Source organism: Amycolatopsis thailandensis, assembly GCF_002234405.1.
Classification (GTDB): domain Bacteria; phylum Actinomycetota; class Actinomycetes; order Mycobacteriales; family Pseudonocardiaceae; genus Amycolatopsis; species Amycolatopsis thailandensis.
Genome location: NZ_NMQT01000133.1, coordinates 1 through 17691 on the forward strand (window position 1 = coordinate 1; position 17691 = coordinate 17691).

The following is a 17691-nucleotide window of genomic DNA, read 5'->3' on the forward strand; positions in this document are numbered from 1 at the left end:
TGCCCGCCGTGCGCGGCGACGACGGCCGCGACGATGGCCAGGCCGAGCCCGGTGCTGCCCGCCGCCCGCGACCGCGAATCGTCGCCGCGGGCGAAACGTTCGAAGACCTCCGGAAGGATTTCCGGCGGGATCCCCGGCCCGCTGTCGACAATGGACAGTGTCACCATCGAGTCCACTATGGACAGCGAAGTGGTGACCTCGGTGCCCGCCGGGGTGTGCGTGCGCGCGTTGCCCAGCAGGTTGATCACCACCTGGTGCAGCTGATCCGCGTCGCCGAGGACGGTGATCGGCTCCGGCGGGACCTCCAGCCGCCACTTGTGGTCGGGCCCGGCGACGTGCGCGTCGGCGACGGCGTCCGCGACCAGCCGCGAGAGATCGACGGGCTGATGCACCACCGGACGACCGGAATCGAGTCGCGCGAGCAGCAGCAGATCCTCGACGAGGCCGGTCATCCGCGTCGATTCCGACTCCACCCTGCCCATCGCGAACGCGATGTCCGGCGGCACCTCGGAGCCGGACCGCCGGGTGAGTTCCGCGTAGCCGCGGATGGCCGCGAGCGGGGTCCGCAGTTCGTGACTGGCGTCCGCGACGAACCGGCGCACCCGGCTTTCGCTGGCCTGGCGGGCGGAAAGCGCGTTCGAGATGTGGCCGAGCATGCGGTTGAGCGCGAACCCGACCTTGCCGACCTCCGTCCGCGGATCGGTGTCCACTTCGGACACTCGTTCGGACAGTGCGACCTCGCCGCGATCCAGCGGGAGTTCGGCGACCCTGGTCGCGGTGGCGGCCAGCCGGTCGAGGGGTTTCATGGTGCGCCGCACGGTCACCGCGCCGAGCGCGCCCGCCAGCAGGATGCCGCCGACGGCCACCCCGCCGAAGATGAAACCCAGGCTCCACAACGTGTCCGTGACGTCCTTGGTGGGCAGCCCGGAGATCGAGACAGCACCGTTGGAAGTCTGTTTCGCGACCACGCGGTACTCCCCGAGCGAACCGAGGTCCACGTCGGTGGGCTCATTACCCGTCGTCGATCGCAGCAGGGTGGCGATCTGGGGGCGGCTGATCTCGTCGTGGGGGAACGGGTCGGTGACCTTCGCGTCGTAGCTGGACCGCAGCACCGCGGCGAGCACACGTCCGTCCGGGAACACGGTCACGAACAGCGAGCCGGTGCTCTGGCCGTACGCGCGCAGACCCTCGGGAACCCGTTCCCCGCCGGGACGGCCCGGTGGCGGCGGACGGCTGGCGCGTTCGCTGGTCTCGTGGAGCCGGGCGTCGAGCTGGTCGATCAGGAAGTTCCGCAACGCCAGTTCCGTCACCACGCCCACCACCAGGCAGACCAGCGCGAGCAGCCCCGCGACCTGCGCGATCAGCCGCCGCCGCAGGGACCAAGGCCGCTTAACCCGCGGGCTTGAGGACATACCCGGCGCCGCGCATCGTGTGGATCATCGGCTCCCTGTCGGCGTCGATCTTCTTGCGGAGGTAGGAGATGTACAGCTCGACGATGTTGGCCTGGCCGCCGAAGTCGTAGCTCCACACCCGGTCCAGGATCTGCGCCTTCGACAGCACGCGCTTCGGATTGCGCATGAGGTACCGCAGCAGTTCGAACTCGGTCGCGGTCAACGGCACCGGATCGCCGCCGCGGTGCACCTCGCGGCTGTCCTCGTCCAGGGTCAGGTCACCGACGACCAGCGTCGAACCGCTCGGCCCGGCGACCCCGCCCGCGCGGCGCAGCAGCGCGCGCAACCGCAGCGCGACTTCCTCCAGGCTGAACGGTTTGGTGACGTAGTCGTCGCCACCCGCGGTGAGCCCGGCGATCCGGTCCTCCACCGCGTCCTTCGCGGTCAGGAACAGCACCGGCAGGTTGGGTACCTCGGAACGCAGGCGGCGCAGGACGTCCAGGCCGCTCATGTCCGGCAGCATGACGTCGAGGACCACCGCGTCCGGCCGGAATTCCCTGGCCACGCGGACCGCCTCGGTGCCGTCGCCCGCGGTGCGGATGTCCCAGCCCTCCATGCGCAGGGCCATCGACACGAGCTCGGACAAGGTCGCTTCGTCGTCGACGACCAGCACCCGCACGGGGCTGCCGTCGGCACGGCGCAGGCCTGCCTTCGCGGAACCGGACGACGGGACGTTCACACTGGTCATGGTGCCATCCTGCGCGGCGCCGATGAGCCCACTCTGTGTCCCCGCTGTGCGTTTCCTGTGAACGATCACCCGGCCGGGGCGGAATCACAGCGGGGGCCCACCGCCGGCACAGCTTCCGCACAGCGACGGCGCCGAGCATGGCCGCAACCGAGTACACGGAGGCGACCAGATGACCGAACCGACCGAACCCGCCAAGCCCCCGGCGGGTGAGACCGCCGCCTGGGGCGCGCCCGCTCCGGCGGGTGAACCGAAGAAGGCCTGGTCGGGCCGCAAGACCGCGATCGCGGCCGGGGTGGCGGTGGTGATCGCCGCCGGTGGCGGGGCCGCGATCTGGGCGGGAACCGCCGCGAACGGCTCCGAACAGGGCCGGATGATGGGCGGTCCCGGCGGCGGCCGGATGCTCTTCGGGCCCGGCGGGGGCATGCCGCGTGACGCGCTGCACGGCGACTTCGTCGTCTCCGACGGCAAGGGCGGCTACAGCACCGAACGGATGCAGACCGGCGAGATCACCGAGATCAGCGCGACGTCCGTCAGCCTGACCAGCAAGGACGGCTACAAGCAGGTCTACACGATCGACGCGTCGACCAAGAAGACCGGCGACCCCAAGACCGGCCAGACGGTGACGGTGAACGCCAAGGTCACCGGCGACACCGCGACGGCGACGAGTATCGGCGATCCAGGGCAGCAGACCCAGCGCGGACAGAACGGCGGCCAGCGGGGTCAGGGACAGCAGGGTCAGCCGGGCCAGGGGCAACAGGGACAGCCAGGTCAGGGTCAGCCGGGCCAGGGCGGACCGGGCGGACCGCCGCCCGGTAACTGACGCACGGCTACCGGTGTAAGAGGGCCAGCAGCGCGGCGGCCGTCTCGGCGGCTTCCTGACCGGAGGTGTCGAGGACGACGCGGTCGCCGCCGGAGGCACGTGCCCGGGCCGCCTCGGCGATCGCGCGGGCGGCCACCCGGTCCCGCGCACCGGGTGGCGCGCCGCGGAGTTCGTCACCGGCCAGCAGCGCGGACTCGCCCTCGGCCCGGCGCCGGACGCGTTCGGTGAGCGCCGGGTCTTCCGCGTCGAGGTGCACGACGGTGACCTCCTTGAAGACCTGCCGATGCTCGGGAAGGAATTCCCTGGCCACCACGATCAGCCGCCGCGCTCCGGCTTCGCGGTAGCCGCGCCAGACGGCCGCCAGGTTCGCCGCCTCCACCGCCGGATCCGGGCCGGGATGCACGAACCCGAATTGCGCGAGATCGGCGTAGGCGACGGGCATCTCGCGTGCCCAAAGGTCCCGTAGCGCGCTGTACGCGGCCGTCGATTTGCCGACCGCCGTCGGACCGGTCACCACGGTCACCGGTCCGGGCTGCGGCTCGACGGCGCCCGGCGGCGAAACTTCCCCTTTTTCGACCAAGCAGCGTCGGAACAGCGCGTCGACGGTCTCCTCGGGCCGCTGTCCGGTCGTGTCCATCGCCTCGCCGAAACCGGTGCGCTCATAGGCCTCCACGATCTCGAAAAGGTCGGGAAGAGCGCCGGCGGGCGAACCCCGGCCGAGGAAACGGCTCCGGAGTTCGTCGCGATCGCACGTCAGCCGGACGAGCGTGAGGTCGAAGTCGCCGCCTTCCAAGTCCCGCTCGACGCCGTTCTCGGGGTCGACCACCCCGGAAACGACGAGCTGCCTGGCACCCCGGTCACGCAGGATCTTCAGTACCCGCAGCAGGTTGGCCGCCTTGATGGCGTGCGAGGCTTCGCCGCCGCCCGGAGGCGGGCCGATCAGCCCGAGCTGATCGATGTCGACGTACGCGACGCTGCCGCCCGCTTCGAGGACCCGGCGGTACAAACCCCAGGCGGTGGTCGACTTTCCCGACCCGGGTGCGCCGGTCGTCCAGAGCACGGGTGTCTTCTCGGTCCCCATGGCTTCCCAGCTTAGGAACCCCTGTCCACCGAAATAGGGCAGAGTTGGGCGCGTGCGGGACATCAGCGGCTCGTTGGCGAGGCAGGCGTGCGCGGTCGCGGCCGTCTGCCTGGTCGCCGACGCCGGGCTGTTCCTCATCGTCGGGCCACCGCTCTCGCTGGGCTGGCAGGCATGGGTGGTGCTGATCGGCGGGATCCTCGCCAACGTGGCACTCGCCGGGCCTTCGCGCTATTCCGGCTGGGTCTCGGCCGCGCACGGCGCGCTGCTCGTCGCCGCGCCGCTCCTGCTGTACCCGTTCGACCACTACCTGCAGGCCACCAACGCGGGCGTGCTGATCGCGGGATACCGCGCGGGCGCCTGGCTTTCGACCAAACCGGCGCTGGCGGCGCTGGCGGCGATGCTCACCGGGCTCTTCGCGTGCACCCTCATCCCGGCCGACCGGGGCAACCGGGACTGGCGGCTGGTGCTCATCGACATCGGCATCAGCGGGCTACTGCCGTGGATGGTCGGCCGCTACACGACCGCGCGGCGCGCATACATCGCCGACCTCCAGCGCGCGGAGGAACAACGGCGGCAGCACGAAGCGGAAGCGGTGCGCCGCGCCGTCGCCGAGGAACGCACGACGATCGCCCGCGACCTGCACGACGTGATCTCCCACCACGTCAGCGCGATCGGTGTGCACGCCGGCGCCGCGCGGCTCGGGCTGCCGGCGGGGGAACCGGCCGCGCGGCGTTCGCTCTCGGCCGTCGAATCGTCGAGCCGGGCCGCGATGGCCGATCTGCGGCGCCTGCTGGATCTGTTGCACGGCAAGGAGAACGGCGACGCGCAACGGCAGCCGGGGCTGGACAATCTCGACGAGCTGCTCGACAACCTGCGCATCGCCGGGCTGCCCGCGCGGCTGACCAGTCACGGCGGTCCGCGGGAACTCCCGGGTTCGGTGGACATCGCGTTGTACCGCATCGCGCAGGAAGCGCTGACGAACGCGCTCCGGCACGGCTCCGGCGGGACGGTCGAGATCGACCTCGCCTACCGGCAGACGGAGATCGTCCTCGCGATCACGAACGAGATCGGCCGCCCGAACCGGGGTTCCCCGGCCGAATCGACGAAACGCGGCCTCGCCGGGATCAGGCAGCGAGTTGCGTTGTTCGGCGGGCAGGCGGAATGCGGGCCGCTCGACGACGGGCGGCATTGGCGGGTTCGAGTCGGATTTCCTTTGGAGGCGGAGTGATCCGGGTTCTGCTGGCGGACGATCACGCGATGTTCCGGTCCGGGATGCGCGCGGTGCTGGACACCCAGGCGGATTTCGAATGCGTCGGCGAAGCCTCGGACGGACGCGAAGCCGTCGCTCAGGCGGCCGCGCTGCGCCCGGACGTCGCCGTGCTCGACGTCCGGATGCCCAAATTGGACGGTCTGGCCGCGACCGAGGCGATCATGTCCGCGCCCGGCAACGACACCCGCGTCCTCGTGCTGACGACCTACGACTCCGACGAGTACGTCTACCGCGCGCTGCGGGCCGGGGCGAGCGGGTTCCTGTTGAAAAGCCTCGCTCCCGAGGAGCTCGTCTCGGCCATGCGGGTGGCCGCGCGCGGTGACGCGCTGATCGATCCGACGGTGACGCGGCGGCTCGTGTCGACCTTCGCCACCAGCATCGAACCCGTGGCCGCCGAACCGGCGGAGCTGGAACGCCTCACCTCACGCGAGCGCGAAGTGCTCATGCTGGTCGCCGACGCGTCCAGCAACGCGGAGATCGCCAGGTTGCTGCATGTGGGCGAGGAGACGGTGAAGACCCACGTTTCCCGGATCCTGGCGAAGCTCGGGTTGCGGGACAGGGTGCACGCCGTCGTCTACGCCTACCGCAACGGGCTCGTCGGCGGCCGGTGATCGGTTCGCCGGACCGGGCTTCTCCTGCCAGAATCGCCGCAGGGCACGTCGAGGCGGGGAGCTGGGAATGAAGCGCTGGGTCACGCTCACGATCGGGCTGGTGTTCCTGCTGGTCGGCGGCGTCTGGGTGCTCCAGGGCGCCGGCGTGCTGACCGGCAGCTTCATGACCGGGCAGAAACTGTGGTTCCTGATCGGTCTGGTCGCGTTCCTGGTCGGGGTGGTGCTGGTGGCGGCCACCGCGCGCCGCACCCGGCGGGCCCCCACCGACGACTAACCGCGTCCGCGAGGCCCTTCGGTCTCGCCCGTTGCCGCGATGGACGCCGCGCGTGCTCAGATGGACGCCACACGTGTCCAGATGGACACCGCGCGTGATCAGATGGACGACACGGCGGCGAAATCCGGCCCCACGCGTGTCGTCCGTCTGATCACACGTGTCGTCCGTCTGATCACGCATGATCAGGCTTCAATCACGCGTGATCGGGATTCGGTCACGCACGGGCGAGCGGTGTCACGCGATCTTGAAGATCGGGTAGCCGGGCGCGATCTCCAGCAGCTTCTCGTCGGACGCCTTCGCGTCGACGCCGTCGAAGAACACGCCGACCTCGAACTTCCAGCGCTTGAGGTAGGCACGCAGGATCTCGGGCTTCTCCGCGTCGGCGAGTTCGGTGTAGGTGAACGTCTCGGTGCGGCGCCCGACGCGGAGCTGCCCCTCGCCGGCGACCCGCAGGTTGCGCACCCACTGCGTGACACCGCGCGGCGCGACGAGGTAGCGCTCGCCGTCCAGCTTCAGCAGGTTGACCGGGACCGAGCGCAGTTCGCCACTCTTGCGGCCGCGGACCGAAAGCACCCGGCTGCCCAGCACGCTGACACCGAGCTTCGTCAGCTTGAGGACGAACTCGTTGAACGCGTTGGTCGCCTTGGCGGGCTTGAGGTAGCGGGTGGCGGTGTAGTCGGCGGCGGTGCCGGCACTGGTGGCGGTGGTGGCGGTGGTCATCTCGTCTCCTCCAAGTTTTCGAGAGCAGTGCTCTCTGTTAAGAGCAGTGAACACCAGAGCAGTGCATCGTGTCAAGAGCACTGCTCTCATTTAGGTGCGATGCTCTATGCTGAGAGCATGGCTGCCACCCAGACCGCGCGTGAACGCGCCCGTGCCGAGCTCACCCGCGAGATCAAGGACGAAGCCCGCCGTCAGCTCGCCGAAGTCGGCGCGCTCGGGCTTTCGCTCCGCGCCGTCGCGCGAGAGCTGGGCATGGTCTCGTCGGCGCTCTACCGGTACTTCTCCAGCCGCGAGGAGCTGCTGACAGCCCTGATCATCGACGCCTACGACGCGGTCGGCGAAGCCGCGGAAGCCGCCGACGACCCCAAAAAGGCTTCCTTGGAACGATGGGAATCGATCTGGTTCGCGGTGCGCGCCTGGGCGAAGGCGCGCCCGCACGAGTACGCGCTGATCTACGGCTCGCCGATCCCCGGCTATCAGGCCCCGCAGGACACCGTCACGCCCGCGGGACGGGTGGCGTTCGCGCTGGTCGCGGTCTTGCGCGACGCGAATCTCCGGGTCGAGACCGAGGTCGGCGAGATGCCGGACGAACTCCGGCACCAGCTCGGCGCCGTCGCCGAAATCCTCAAGATCACCCTGGCCCCCGAGACGGCCTCACGGCTGATCATGGCGTGGACCCAGCTGTTCGGGATGATCAATTTCGAGCTGTTCGGCCAGTACGTCGGTTCCGTCGACCCGTCGGACGCCTTCTTCGCGCACGGGACCCGTCAGATGGCCGAGTTCACCGGGATCAGGATGACCGGCTGAGCGCGATCCAGGACCGCATCAGCAGCTGGACGGCGTCCACCACGTCTTCGTCACCGGTCCCCTCGGGACTCAGGAAGCGCTGCAACAGGAGACCGTCTTCGAGCGCGTGCAGGATCAACGCGAGGAAGGCCGGGTCGGCGGGCGGTTCCGCGCCCCGCGCGGCGAGTTCGCTCCGGACCGAGGTCTCCAGCAGTGCCCTTGTCGACTTCTCGCCTTCGCCGACGAGCGGGCGCGCTTCGGGATTCCGGAGCGCGTAAAGGGCCAGCTCGGTACGCAGGGTCAGCCAGCCGGCGAGGTGTTCGGCGCGCTCGACGTTCCACTCGCGCAGCCTGTCCATCATCTCGGCGAAGGAGCCGACCTGACGACGCAGCGCGGTGACCTCCTCGGCCTCTCGCCGGGTCCGGCGGCGCAGCAGCTCGACGACCAGCTCGTGCTTGCCGTCGAAGTTGCCGTAGAAGGCGCCGCGCGTGAAGCCGGCCCGTTCGGCGATCTGCTCGACGGACGTGCCGTTGACCCCTCGTTCGGAGAACAGGTCGGCGGCCGCCTCGAGCAGGCGCTGCCTGGTCTGCTCGCGGCTTTCCTCCCGCGTCAAGCGTCTCGCCGTCACACGGCGATCCTAGAGTTCGCGATTTCCCTTGCGCCCGGTCATCCACACCCCGCCCGCGAGGACTGCGACGGCGACCACGACGGCCAGCGCGGTGAGCGGCCACAGCGCCTGGCTCGCGAAGAACGCGGCGACGGCGCCGAAGAGGACGGCGACGAGGAGCAACGGCGTGGTCCGGACGGCTGCGGCGGCGGGGACGGTGACCATGGGAGGTTTCCCTTCGGGGGTGGTGCGCGGAACACTCGGTTTTCGCGGAAGGGACCTCGCCGGTTCGGTGGCCTTACGCCGGACGCGGCGGGGATCACCCTTCCGGGCGAGGTACCGGCGTGGCGGCTAGCGTCACGCCGCGGAGACGGCATCGAGGGAAAGGCGGCTCGCGGTGGAGAAGTGGGCGGAGCAGGTCGGCAGGATCCGGGTCATCGGAACCGGGGTGATGGGCCGGGGCATCGTCCAGCTCGCCGTGACGGCGGGGCTCGAGGTCGAACTCGCCGACGCGCGGCCCGAAGCGGTCGGCGAGGCCATCGACCACGTCGGCGCGATGCTCGGCAAGCTCGCCTCGAAAGGCAAGATCACCGAGGAGGCCGCCGCGTCCGCGAAAGGCAGGCTGATCGCGGCCGACGGTCCGCTGGCGCCCGCCGACGGCGTCGATCTCGTCGTCGAAGCGGTCCGCGAGGACCTGGAGATCAAACGCGCGCTGTTCGCCGAACTGGAACGCGTCTGCGGGCCGGACACCGTGTTCGCCACCAACACCAGTTCGCTTTCGGTCACCGAGATCGGCGCCGCGCTGACCGAGCCCGGCAGGCTGCTGGGTCTCCACTTCTTCAACCCGGTCCCGCTGATGCGGCTGGTCGAGGTCGTGCCCGGCGCGCGGACCGCGGCGTGGCTGCCGCCCGCCGTGACCGAACTCGTCCGCGGCTGGGGACACGAACCCGTCCTCGCCCGCGACGCCCCGGGTTTCCTGGTCAACCACGCCGGACGCGGGCTGGGCACCGAGGCGCTGCAGATCCTCGCCGAGGGGATCGCGAGCCCGGCCGACGTGGACCGCGTCGCGCGGGACGTGCTCGGCCTGAAACTCGGCCCGTTCGAACTGCTCGACCTGACCGGCCTGGACGTCTCGCACGCCGTACTGGAAAGCATCTGGAGCGGTTTCCACGGCGAACCGCGGCTGCGGCCGTCGTGGCTGACGCGTCCCCGCGTCGCCGCCGGGCTGTTCGGGCGCAAGAACGGCGAGGGTTTCTACAGCTACGTCGACGGGCGGCAGCGGGCGGAGCCGGAACCGGCCGCGCCGGAAGCCCCGGCCACTCCCGTGTGGGTCGACGACGAACGCCTCGGCACGCTGCTCTCGTCGGCGGGGATCCAGGTCGTGCACTCCGCCTACCCGGACACGGTGCTGATCGTCAGCCCGGTCGGTTCGTCCACTGTGGACACCGCCCTCGCCGCGGGGTTCCCGGCGGAACGGGTCGTCGGGGTCGATCCCCTCGGCGGCTACACGAACCGCCTGACGCTTTCGGTCCACCCCGCGCTCGATCCGGCCGCCGGCCGCACCGCCTGGGGCGCGCTCGCCGCGACCGGGCTGCCGGTGACCGTGGTCCGCGACGGCCCCGCGCCGATCGCGCAGCGGCTGCTGGCGTCGATCGTCAACACCGCCTGTTTCATCGCCGGGCAGCGGCTCGCGACCCCGGAGGACATCGACACCGCCGTCCGGCTCGGCCTCGGCTACCCGCGCGGGCCGCTGACGTGGGGTGAGGAAGCGGGTGCGGACTTCGTGCTGCGAGTCCTGCGGGGACTCGTCGCCGGCACCGGGGACCAGCGCTACCGGCCGAGCGGCTGGCTCACCGAACGGGTCGCGCTCGGCTTGCCGCTGACGTCGGCGGGCACCTCGCCCGCCGACCTGCTGCGCTGAATCTCGGCGGGGGTTCCCGATGTCGCATTGTGTCGCTGAGCGTCTCGGAGCTCGCGGCGTTCCGTGAAGGCCTCCTTGAGGGACCCAGAGTCCCTCAAGGAGGCCTTCACGGACTTGGCACCGGACAGACTTGACTGCGCTACCAGCGGCGGTCTGTCACCTGCCCGGTGTTCCGGTTCCAGGTGACGTAGCCGTTCTGGAAGCTGTTCTGCCGCCCGATGGGGATGGTGAACTCGTCCGTCGTCGGATACCGCAGGTACGACCGCTCCCAGCCGAGCGCGGCCCAGCGCTGCCGGATCGCCCCGTAGACCGCGTGCGAGTCGGTGGCCGGTGTCCAGTAGATCGAGCTCGCCTTCGTGAAATGGTTGTAGCGGCCGACGCCGTCCGGGGTGGCTGTCTCGTCCGTCGTGGGATAGCCGAGCGGGCCCTTCTCCCAGTCCAGCGCCTCCCACCGGACACGGATCCGGCCCCAGATCGCATGCGCGTCGGTCTGCACCGTGTAGTAGATCGACGAAGCCTTGCTGAAGTGGTTGAACAGGCCGATCCCGTCGGGCGTCGGGAGTTCGTCCGTCGTCGGATAGCCGAGCGGACCCTTCTCCCAGTCCAGCGCCTCCCACTTGACCCGGATCCGACCCTGCACCGGATGCGCGCCGGTCGACGGCGTCCAGTAGATCGAGGACCGCTGGGTGCCCGGCCAGTCCGGGAAGTGGTTGAACCGGCCGACGCGGTCCGGGGTGGCTGTCTCGTCCGTCGCGGGTGGGCCGAACTTCCGGTGTCCGCCCAGCGCGAGGTACTTCTTGAGGATCTCGCCTTCCATCTGCTTCACACCGGTCTCGGCGCTCCAGTAGAGCCTGCCGCCCGCATACGGCCGGTAGCGCACGGTCCCGTCGGTGACCTCCGGCCCGGCCGGCGCGCCGAGTCGTTGCCGTAGCGCGGGTTCCGCCTGGTAGCGCCGGTCGATCGGGGTGAGGTAGGTCGCGGTCATGGTCAGGTCCCGCGCCGGGACGGTGACGGGCACCGTGCGCGAGGTCCGCCCGTCGGACCAGCTCACGAACGTCGAAACGCCATCGGCGGCGACCTGCTCCGCGACGATCTCGAACGTCGCGCCTTCGGTCACCATCGCGGTGTTGACCCCGCCTTCCGCCGGGATGCTCAGCGCGGCGGGCACGGTGGAGGTCAACGTCAGCCGGTGCTCACGCGGCAAGGCGACATAGGTCCTGCTCGACGTCACCCCGGCACTGTCGGTCACCGAAGCGGTGATCTCGACCCGCGAGTCCTGATGATCGGTGAAGGGCAAGGAAAAGACCGGGCCGCCGCCCGGCGAACCGGGATGCGCGTGACAGGTCGCTTCGTCCGGGCAATGCCGGATCAGCGTGGTCCACCCGACCGGCAGCACCCCGTCCTCGGTGTCGATCGCCGTCGCGCCGACGACGACCGGTTCCCCGACCGCGAAGGTCCGCGCGCCGGGATCCGTCATGATCAAGTCCGGCGAACGGTTTCCCGGCACCACGGCCACTTCGGTGCTGTCAGTGGCGCCGAGCCGGTCTGTGACGGTCAGCCGCGCCGTCGCCCTCGTGACCCCGGCACCGTAGGCATGGGTCACCCGGACGCCGTCCTGACTCGTGCCGTCGCCGAAATCCCAGTGATAGGTCAAGGGGTCGCCGTCGAAGTCGTAGGAACCGGAGCCGTCGAAGGTCACCGTCCTCGTCGAGGGATCGGTGCTCGACGTCGCCACCGCGACCGGTTCCGCGTTCGTCCCCGGATAGCTGAGCCGCCGCAGGTTCCCGGAGATGATGTCGGCGTAGACGATGTCACCATTGGCCGCGGCCGCGAATTTGACCGGCCCGCCGATCCCGGTGAACTTCGGCGGTCGTTGCGGTGCCTGGACGAGCCTGCCTTGACTGTCGTACGTCATCGTCCAGATCTTCTGCGTGGCGTAGTCGCCGAAGAAGAAAGCGCCGTGATATTCGTCCGGATAGGACGATCCACTGTAGACGATCCCGGCGGTGACGCTGTTCCCTTCGTCCACACCGGAGCCGTGGTGGTAGGTGGTGACCGGCGGGGTGTTGACGACGCCCGCGCAGCCGGCGAGGCCGGAATACCCCGGCGTGGGGACGTTTCCTTCCCAGCAAGGCCAGGCGTGGTTCGCGCCCGGCCGCACGACGTTCACCTCTTCCCAGGTGTTCCAGCCGACGTCGCCGACCACCGGCAGGCCGAGCCGCGGGTCAAGGGAGAACCGGAACGGGCTGCGATAGCCACTGGCGAAGACCTTGGAGCGGTTCGAATCCGGGGCCGAGGCGGAATAATAGGGATTGCCGGGGACTCCGGCGCCGTCCGGGGTGACGCGCAGGATCTTGCCGTAGAGCTGATCGAGGTCGAGCGCGCGCAACGCGCCCGGATCCATCCTGGTGAAGTCGGCGGCGTCGCCGATGGAGATCCACAACGTCCCGTCGGGCCCCGCGACGAGTCCGGTGATGCCGTGGACGTCGTAGAACCCGGGAAGGTCGACAAGCACGCGTTCGTTCGCGAGACCGGTGGGGACGTCCGTGCCGGTCACCGTCCAGCGCGCCACCCGCATGGTGAACGCGCCGCCGCTCGTGTCGAACGACCGCGCGAGGTAGATCTGGCGCGAGGTGGCGAAATCCGGGGCGACGGCGAGGCCGATCAGGCCGAGGTCCCCGCTGCCGTGGACGGGAAGGGTCGCGAGCGTCCGCGCCTGGCCGGTGCCGGGCACCCAGGCGACCTTGCCGCTCTTCCCGATGCTGAGCACCGAACCGTCCGGCAGGTAGGCGAAATCGGTCAGGTCGAACGCGGCCTGACCGCTCGGCTGGTCACGAAGGACGAAGCCGGACGGCAGAGTGGGCGCCCCGGTCGCTTCCGGAGCGCCCACCCATCCCGGGAGAAGCAGGATCGAGACCGACAGTGCGACGAAGAGACGAGTGAGTGCCCGGCTTCCGGTCATCGGCGCTTCCCCATTTCCGGCGTGTCCTTGGCACGTCGCCGGGACCGGGGAACTCATTGCCGCCGGAAGCTTTCATTTATCTCAAAGCAACCGAACCGCAATCATTCTCACGCTGCGCAGCCGAGCGGATACCTGCAGGTCAGGCCACGACCTGGACCACGTCGCCGCTCTGCAACGTCGTGAAGTACTTCTGCGAAGCCGCCGCCGACAGGTGGATGCAGCCGTGCGAGTACACCGAAAGGCTACCGGTGTGGAAGGCGATCCCCGGCAGGAAGAACACCGAGTTCGGCATCGGCGCGTCGAAGGCCTTCGAGTGGTAGTTCTTGACCTTGTTCGAAACGTGGAAGACACCGGTCGGCGTCGCGTGCCCCTTCTTGCCGGGCAGCTGCTTGACCGGGCCGTAGATGACCTTGCCGTCTTGCAGCAGCCACGTCTTCAGCGCGGAGAGGTCGACGCAGGCGCTCACGCCCGGCGAGGCCAGCGCGGCCTTGCACGGCACGTCGACGGCGTTCGCGGCGGGCTTGACCTCGGGTTTCGGGGTGGGCTTGGGCTTCGGTTTCGAAGACGTCGGCTTCGGGGTGGAGCTGCTGCTGCTCGACGGCCGGGACGACGTGGTCGGAGCCGCGGAGGACGTGGTCGGCACGGGCGCGGACGTGGTCGTGGCCCCGCCCGCCGGGTCGCCCTGCGCGACGGCTCCGCCACCAGGCGTGCTTCCGCCGGAGTTGCCCGAACACGCTGTCAGCACCAGCGCCGTGGTCAGTGCCGTCACCACCACCGAGAACTTCTTCACAACCCTTACCCCCGATTCGTCCGTGATCCGTCCGACATGGGTAAAGACGGAGGTCACGGGTCCGGGGTTGTTGATCGGAAGGTCACGATCACGTCTCAGGGCACGCGGCCGACGACCCGCGCGTACATCCGGCCCGGATTGGCGCCTTCGTCCAGATATCCGGGCAGCGGCGGCAGATCCCGCGCGAACACGGCCAGCCGCCCGAACAGTTCGTCCGCGTCGGCGGGACGCCGGTCCGGATCCTTCTCCAGCAGATCCGCGAGGAGCACGTTCAGTCCGTCCGGGACACCGTCCACTTCGGCCGGACTGTCCTTGACCTGCTTCTCGAACACCGCGTACGCCGTCGGACCGGTGAACAGCTGCCTGCCGGTCAGCATCTCGTGCAGGACACAGCCCAGCGCGTACAGATCGCTGCGCGGCCCGGCGATCCCGCGCTGGATCTGCTCGGGCGCCATGTACGCGGGGGTGCCCAGGATCTGCCCGGCGCGGGTGAACTGGGCGACGTCGGTCTCGCGCAGCATCGCGAGCCCGAAGTCGAGCACCTTCACGCTGCCGTCGGGACACAGCATCAGGTTGGTGGGCTTGAGATCGCGGTGGCAGATGGACAGCGCGTGCGCGGCGGACAGCACCGCGCAGGCCTGCGCCGCGATCGCGGCCGCCCACGGCACCGGCAGCGGCCCGTGTTCGGCGGCGAGATCGGCGACGGTCACGCCCTCGATGGCGACGGTCACGCCCTCGATGAACTGCATGACCTGGTACAACCGCTCGTCGTAGGTGCCGAAGTCGTACAACGTCGGCGCGCCCGCGTGTTCCAGGGTGGCGAGGATCCGCGCCTCGCGGATGAACCGCTGTTCGAGTTCGGTGTCCGGACCGCCGGGAAGCCCGAGGAACTTCACCGCGACGCGGCGGCCGAGATGCCGGTCGTGGCCCGCGTAGACCGCGCCCATCCCACCCCGGCCGAGCGGCAGCTCGTCGAGTTCGTAGCGGTCTGCGATCAGCACTAGTTCTCCGGCGTGAGCTGTCCTTCGGTGAGCCCTGCCAAGCCTAGTCTCACCAGCTCCAGGCCCGATTCCGCCGCCTCGCGGAGGGCGTCCTCGAAGGCGGCGAGGCGGGTGAACGCCTCCCCGTGGGCACGCTGCGCTTCGATCGGCAGCCGCGGGATCCGGGTGCGCTTGAGATCGATCCTGGTCGAGGTGGTCGGCGCGAGCTGCCCGGCCGCACGCAGGCAGCCGGCGAGGAACGCGGCGTCCAGCCGTTCGGGATCGGTGCGGTACTTCGACATCGTCGGCTCCGCCGCGAACGGTGCTCCATTGTGGACATACGCGGGCACGGCGGGCGACGCGAGGACGTCCCCCGCCTCCACCGAGTCCGGCACCGTGAGGACACCGGACTTCAGCAGCTCGCCGATCGTGGTGAACGAAGGCTTCTCGCCGGACACCGCCAGCGGCGGCAGTTCCGGCCGGATCTTCTCGAACCGCCGCCGGACTTCGAGAAAGGCCTCGCCCGCGTGCTCGTCCCGCGCCTGATACCGGGCGGGGGAAAGGTCGATCTCCTCGTCGAGCAGGTCGATGATCCGGACCGCGCCCGGCACCTCGGCGCCGCGCAGATGGTCCCGCCACTGTTCCTCCACAGTGGACGGATCGGCTAGCAGGAGCAACCGGGACGGCGGCCGCTCCCCGGGTTCCGGCCGCCGCAGCAGCCAGAGATCCGCGCCGCCGACCGTCACCACCGCGCGCAAAGCACCGGCCCGCAACAGGTTCCCGCGGATCCGCCGCCCGGTCCGGCGGCCGGCGGCGGCGGGCGGCATGCGGATCGCGACCAGCCCGCCGGGTTTCACGTGCGCGAGACAGTGCTGCACCCAGGCCAGTTCCGGTTCGCCGCGCGGCGGCTGACCGTACTCCCAGCGCGGGTCGCCGACGAGCTCGTCGTAACCCCATTCCCGTTCGTTGAACGGCGGATCGCAGACGACGGCGTCCGCGAGAAGCCCTTCGTAGGAGTCCATCGACAGGGCGTGCGCGCCGTACATCTCCATGTCCGCCCCGGCGAGCAGCAGCCGGTGCGCGGCGATGCACGAGGTCGCCGGGTCGTCGACCTGGCCGAGCAGCCGGGTGCCGCCGGAGGCGAGCAGCAGCGTCCCGAGCCCGCACGCGGGATCGAGGACGACACCGGGATCGGGACCGATGAGCCGGGACATCAGCGCGGCCACCGGTTCCGCGGTGACGGAAAGCTGGCGGGAGTGCGCCTCGACGTAGCGATCACAGAGGAACTCCAGAGCCTCGCGCGCGCCCTGTTCCCCGGCGAAGCGGTCCAGCAGTTCGAGCAGCTCGGCGTCGTCGTACTGGGGCGAGAACGTCCACTCCTGGACACCTCGACGCGAAAGGAAGGCGGCCACCCGGCCGACCCGGTCGGCCAGCGACAGGTCGTCGCCGAGGTTCCGCAGCCGCTGCCAGACCCGGTCCCCGAGCGATATTTCGACCGGTTTCCCGCGCTCACGCAGCCAGTTTTCGACGGCGACCAGGGAAAAGAGGGGGCTCGACGCCGTCCCGCCGACGGGTGGCGGAAAATCTCCGTACCGTCGACGCCAGTTGCTCACGGCGGCGCGGCCGACGCGGGCGAACCGCGCGATGTCCGCCGCGCCGACGGTGGCTTGCTCCTCCATCACGGCATCGTAACCGACAGCCGACCATTCCAGCCTTATGTTTGTGAACTCAGTACACAGCTGCTTTACTGGGATCCATGAGGTACACCCTTCGGTACGCCGCCGGCTCGGACATCGGGCAGCGTCGCCAGGTCAACCAGGACTCGGTCTACGCCAGCGCGAGGATGCTGGCGGTCGCCGACGGCATCGGCGGCCAGCCGCACGGCGAGGTCGCCAGCGCCGAGGCGGTGGGCGTCCTCTCCCGGCTCGACTCGGATCTCGGCGGGTTCGACCTCGCGGACGTCGACCTGTTCGAGGTGCTGAACGGTGGCCTGCGCGCCATCGACGACCGGCTGGCCGCGACGGCCGAAGAGCAGCCCGAGACGCGGGGAATGGGCACCACCCTGACAGCCCTGCTGTTCGACGGCGCGCAGTTCACGGCCGTCCACATCGGCGACTCCAAGGGGTACCTCCTGCGCGACGGGACGCTTCAGCGCTTCACCCGCGACCACACCCTCGCGCAGGCCCTCGCCGACGACGGGCGCATCGACCCGTCAGAGGTCGAGGGACACCCTCGCGGCTCCCTGTTGATGAAGGCGCTGCTGAGCACCGGAAGCGGCGAAGCGGACATCTGGACCTTCGAGGCGGCCCCCGGAGACCGCCTTCTCCTGTGCTCGGATGGGTTAACGGCAACGGTTGTCGAAACCGTTATCAAGGACGTCCTTGGCGCCTTCCAAGATCCCGCCGAGACCGTCCCGAGGCTGATCGATCTGGCCAACGAGGGCGGCGGACCGGACAACATCACCTGCGTCGTCGCCGACGTCCTGCCTCCCGCGCGCGCCTGACGGCTTCCAGCCGGAAAGCCAGGTCAGACCCGCCTTCGAAGGGGCGAAAGGGCATCCGGTAAAGTTCCCCACGGAGGATTGGCCGAGCGGCCTAAGGCGCACGCTTGGAAAGCGTGTTGGGTTCACGCCCTCGCAGGTTCGAATCCTGTATCCTCCGCCCTCGGCAAGGCCCCGGACGTTCCGACGTCCGGGGCCTTGTTGATTACTTCGCAGGACCTTCACTTAAC

17 protein-coding genes and 1 tRNA gene are annotated in these 17691 nt (G+C 70.0%); 8 read left to right on the forward strand and 10 right to left on the reverse strand.

The features are described 5' to 3' along the window. Positions 1 to 1412: sensor histidine kinase (locus tag CFP71_RS34380; RefSeq protein ID WP_093938113.1), on the reverse strand; the 1412-nt coding region annotated here is incomplete at its 3' end. Then, on the reverse strand, positions 1390 to 2139 hold the full coding sequence (locus CFP71_RS34385) for a response regulator transcription factor (RefSeq protein ID WP_093938114.1): 750 nt from the start codon (positions 2137 to 2139) through the stop codon (positions 1390 to 1392). The genes CFP71_RS34380 and CFP71_RS34385, both read right to left, overlap by 23 nt. Positions 2140 to 2308: 169 nt before the next feature. Between CFP71_RS34385 and CFP71_RS34390 the strand changes: the two genes are divergently transcribed. Continuing rightward, positions 2309 to 2959: a hypothetical protein gene (locus CFP71_RS34390; protein WP_093938115.1), complete on the forward strand. Its 651-nt coding sequence runs from the start codon at positions 2309 to 2311 to the stop codon at positions 2957 to 2959. 7 nt (positions 2960 to 2966) lie between these two features. Here CFP71_RS34390 and CFP71_RS34395 read toward each other — a convergent pair whose 3' ends face one another. Further along, a complete protein-coding gene (locus CFP71_RS34395; protein WP_093938116.1) occupies positions 2967 to 4040 on the reverse strand; it encodes an AAA family ATPase in 1074 nt (357 codons plus the stop codon). A 52-nt stretch (positions 4041 to 4092) separates the two neighbouring features. On the opposite strand from CFP71_RS34395, the gene CFP71_RS34400 reads away from it, so the two are divergent. The 3 genes from CFP71_RS34400 (at position 4093) to CFP71_RS34410 (ending at position 6195) form a co-directional block, all read left to right on the forward strand. After that, positions 4093 to 5268 carry a sensor histidine kinase gene (locus CFP71_RS34400; protein ID WP_093938117.1) on the forward strand — a complete coding sequence of 392 codons (1176 nt, stop codon included), beginning with the start codon at positions 4093 to 4095 and terminating at the stop codon, positions 5266 to 5268. Beyond that, positions 5265 to 5921 carry a response regulator gene (locus tag CFP71_RS34405; protein WP_093938118.1) on the forward strand — a complete coding sequence of 219 codons (657 nt, stop codon included), beginning with the start codon at positions 5265 to 5267 and terminating at the stop codon, positions 5919 to 5921. The genes CFP71_RS34400 and CFP71_RS34405 overlap by 4 nt, the downstream gene beginning before the upstream one ends. Before the next feature lie 67 nt (positions 5922 to 5988). Next, a complete protein-coding gene (locus tag CFP71_RS34410; protein ID WP_093938119.1) occupies positions 5989 to 6195 on the forward strand; it encodes a hypothetical protein in 207 nt (68 codons plus the stop codon). Positions 6196 to 6429: 234 nt separating this feature from the next. On the opposite strand, the gene CFP71_RS34415 is transcribed toward CFP71_RS34410, so the two are convergent. Then, on the reverse strand, positions 6430 to 6915 hold the full coding sequence (locus tag CFP71_RS34415; protein ID WP_093938120.1) for a nitroreductase family deazaflavin-dependent oxidoreductase: 486 nt from the start codon (positions 6913 to 6915) through the stop codon (positions 6430 to 6432). Between the two features lie 117 nt (positions 6916 to 7032). On the opposite strand from CFP71_RS34415, the gene CFP71_RS34420 reads away from it, so the two are divergent. After that, positions 7033 to 7722: a TetR/AcrR family transcriptional regulator gene (locus tag CFP71_RS34420; RefSeq protein ID WP_167406374.1), complete on the forward strand. Its 690-nt coding sequence runs from the start codon at positions 7033 to 7035 to the stop codon at positions 7720 to 7722. Here the strand turns inward: CFP71_RS34420 and CFP71_RS34425 are convergent. Then, positions 7706 to 8329 (reverse strand): TetR/AcrR family transcriptional regulator, encoded by a 624-nt coding sequence (locus tag CFP71_RS34425; protein WP_093938122.1) that lies wholly within the window; start codon positions 8327 to 8329, stop codon positions 7706 to 7708. The genes CFP71_RS34420 and CFP71_RS34425 overlap by 17 nt on opposite strands. Before the next feature lie 9 nt (positions 8330 to 8338). Beyond that, positions 8339 to 8533: a hypothetical protein gene (locus CFP71_RS34430; protein ID WP_093938123.1), complete on the reverse strand. Its 195-nt coding sequence runs from the start codon at positions 8531 to 8533 to the stop codon at positions 8339 to 8341. 172 nt (positions 8534 to 8705) lie between these two features. Here CFP71_RS34430 and CFP71_RS34435 point away from each other — a divergent pair, with 172 nt between their 5' ends. Further along, positions 8706 to 10229: a 3-hydroxyacyl-CoA dehydrogenase gene (locus CFP71_RS34435; protein ID WP_093938124.1), complete on the forward strand. Its 1524-nt coding sequence runs from the start codon at positions 8706 to 8708 to the stop codon at positions 10227 to 10229. A 139-nt stretch (positions 10230 to 10368) separates the two neighbouring features. On the opposite strand, the gene CFP71_RS34440 is transcribed toward CFP71_RS34435, so the two are convergent. The 4 genes from CFP71_RS34440 to CFP71_RS34455 form a co-directional block, all read right to left on the reverse strand. Then, positions 10369 to 13191: a PQQ-dependent sugar dehydrogenase gene (locus tag CFP71_RS34440; protein ID WP_093938125.1), complete on the reverse strand. Its 2823-nt coding sequence runs from the start codon at positions 13189 to 13191 to the stop codon at positions 10369 to 10371. 139 nt (positions 13192 to 13330) lie between these two features. Next, a complete protein-coding gene (locus CFP71_RS34445; protein ID WP_093938126.1) occupies positions 13331 to 13981 on the reverse strand; it encodes a L,D-transpeptidase in 651 nt (216 codons plus the stop codon). Between the two features lie 95 nt (positions 13982 to 14076). Further along, entirely contained in the window at positions 14077 to 14982 is a 906-nt protein-coding gene (locus tag CFP71_RS34450; RefSeq protein ID WP_093938127.1) for a serine/threonine-protein kinase, read from the reverse strand. After that, positions 14982 to 16640 (reverse strand): N-6 DNA methylase, encoded by a 1659-nt coding sequence (locus CFP71_RS34455; protein WP_093938128.1) that lies wholly within the window; start codon positions 16638 to 16640, stop codon positions 14982 to 14984. Before CFP71_RS34455 ends, CFP71_RS34450 begins: the two co-directional genes overlap by 1 nt. A gap of 77 nt (positions 16641 to 16717) precedes the next feature. Between CFP71_RS34455 and CFP71_RS34460 the strand changes: the two genes are divergently transcribed. Both CFP71_RS34460 and CFP71_RS34465 read left to right on the forward strand, forming a co-directional pair. After that, a complete protein-coding gene (locus CFP71_RS34460) occupies positions 16718 to 17464 on the forward strand; it encodes a PP2C family protein-serine/threonine phosphatase (RefSeq protein ID WP_093938129.1) in 747 nt (248 codons plus the stop codon). A gap of 72 nt (positions 17465 to 17536) precedes the next feature. Then, positions 17537 to 17621 (forward strand) — tRNA-Ser (locus tag CFP71_RS34465). Positions 17622 to 17691: the final 70 nt, after the last annotated feature.